Below are 2,240 nucleotides of genomic sequence, written 5' to 3' on the forward strand. Positions count from 1 at the left end.
TCCACCAAAAACTTTGTTTGGACGAATTTCAAATTCGTATAATTGAACTGCTTTTTCATACTCTCAATAATTAATTTCTATTCATTTACGCATAAATGAATTTATTTCTCTCCCTCTTTATTATTTCTCATGTAAGACTCTAGGTAATCACTGCACTTGAAGTGATAGCTTGTATTGAACCTTTATCGCTATTAAAGTAGGAAGCAGACAAGGATAACATGAGGAATAATATGACACAAAGCGTGTGCAATCATCGCATATTGCAATCCTAGCTTCCGATACAGCCAACCAAAAACCATTCCAAAAATGCCGTTGAGTAAGAAGCAGCGTAGCAGAATAAGAGCATTCAGACCACCAAACATCGTAATCGTTGCCGGAATATGCCCTGCTGCAAACAAAAGTGCTGATACAATGTTAGCAACTACAAATATCCATACTGGGATATTCTCTTTGTCTTTGTTGCGGGCAAACAGTTTCCACAAGATAAAAGCAGACAATGACATGAAAAATAATCTCATCATAATTTCTTCTAATACTCCACCATAAATAACCGAGGCTGCCAGATTGACTAGCGAATAGTTATCCTTCGTATAAGTTGCCGCGACTTCGGGAATCACTTTGGCGAAAGTGAAGTAATCCGATAATAAAAATAGACCACCCATAATGCCAATAAATAAAGTAATCAAAACACTTTTTTTTGTAAAGTTAAGCTTTTTCAGCAAGTTTACCTTATCGGCTAAAATATAACCAAAAAACCCCATAACACCAGTATATAAAATACCCGTCTGAATACCTGAAAGTAGAATATATGATTCTTTTGACATCTTATCTAATATCTGGTTAATAATTTCTTGATTCATCGTAGCGATGCTATACATTCCAATCAGTACTCCACCAATAGTACCAATTGGTAACATACAAAGTGAAAATTTCAGTGCATTCTTATAATTGTTTTTCATGTTCGTTCATCCCCAACTTGAATTTTAAAGTTCCAACGATACTCTTATACCTCGGCAGTTCCGCCAAAACAGCAAATGTAGGATTTTCTACAATGCCTTGTACCATACTTGCTTTGATGGTATCTTCATGTCGGACAGTCTTTGATCCAATCTGGAATTCCTCAAACCAGTTATCAATGGCGTCAAAATAGGAATCGCCATGTAAATGTAAACCATACAAAGAAAAAGTCGAAGTACAGACAGACGAATACTTTTGCAGCATATCCAATGCCTTTTCGTGATTTTCCTGCATGCAATACACCTGTGCAGCCGTATAATATACCTTTACTAGCATATTAGGATGTAACTTCTTCAGGTCATAAGCATCTGCAAGGACAAAAGTACGGTGTAATATTTCCTCTGTTTTTTCTACGCTTGGTGCATTCAGCAACAGATAAAACGGTATTCCTGCAACTAGTGACATCAGATGCTGATACATACTGATCTGCATGACCTCATTGGCTCTTTTCATATTTCCCATCAGTTGATACGCCTGTGCTATTATTTCATCATCCGGGGAATGGGGACGGATGGTTTCACCAAGCAAGTCCAAAACCTCCTGCGGTTTGTGTAACACAAGATAACAGGTAGCTTCCAACGATACTGCATCTTTGGCAAGCGAAACATCCTCGCATTCTGTTTTCACCCGAATGCACAGGCTGACAGCTTCCTCAAGAATTTCTGTCCGTTTTTTTTGCTCCGCCGCCAACATATAGTGGTTGGCAAACAGCACCGCCATCTGAAGCAGCAGAGGAAAACAGGAATAATATTTTTTGACGATATTCCTGCATTCTGCAATCACTTCATCAAAAGACTTTTCAGCAAAAGCGGACGCAAGCCTGTGATACAGCTTTTTAATATCATCCTGCGTCATTTGGGGCACATATCCTATTAATTCATCTATACTAATATTAAAATACTTAGCCAATTGAGGAAGAAAGGTAATATCGGGATAGCTTTGTCCTGTTTCCCATTTTGAAACAGATGCTTTTGTAACACCAATATATGTTGCCAGTTCATCCTGCGTAATACCTTTTGCTCTGCGCTTTGCGATAAGTGTTGTAGCAATATTGATTTCTTTCATTTCATCACCTCAGTTATAATTATACAGGTTATTGTCACACAAACCATGGATTTAAAGTTGATTTTAGTTGATAAAATCAACCACAGGGAAACTCAAAATGATTTTCTTAATAGGGTCCTGCCGCATCGCTATCAATCTAACAAAACAAACTTTCCATC

At 37.6% G+C, this 2,240-nt stretch carries 2 protein-coding genes; both read right to left on the reverse strand.

The annotated features are described in order from the left end of the window. Positions 1–191: 191 nt before the first annotated feature. Entirely contained in the window at positions 192–959 is a 768-nt protein-coding gene (locus tag LOK41_RS27830) for a CPBP family intramembrane glutamic endopeptidase (RefSeq protein WP_241819330.1), read from the reverse strand. Then, the gene (locus LOK41_RS27835) at positions 943–2,082 is read right to left on the reverse strand and encodes a helix-turn-helix domain-containing protein (RefSeq protein ID WP_241819331.1); all 1,140 of its coding nucleotides are present in this window, start codon (positions 2,080–2,082) and stop codon (positions 943–945) included. Before LOK41_RS27835 ends, LOK41_RS27830 begins: the two co-directional genes overlap by 17 nt. Positions 2,083–2,240 lie beyond the last annotated feature (158 nt).

The organism is Bacillus sp. TL12, assembly GCF_022625245.1.
GTDB lineage: Bacteria > Bacillota > Bacilli > Bacillales > Bacillaceae_G > Bacillus_A.

Bases quoted from the DNA above. Each gene is read 5' to 3' on its own strand.
- LOK41_RS27830 (WP_241819330.1), bottom strand. From the start codon at position 959: ATGAAAAACAATTATAAGAATGCACTGAAATTTTCACTTTGTATGTTA.
- LOK41_RS27835 (WP_241819331.1), bottom strand. From the start codon at position 2,082: ATGAAAGAAATCAATATTGCTACAACACTTATCGCAAAGCGCAGAGCA.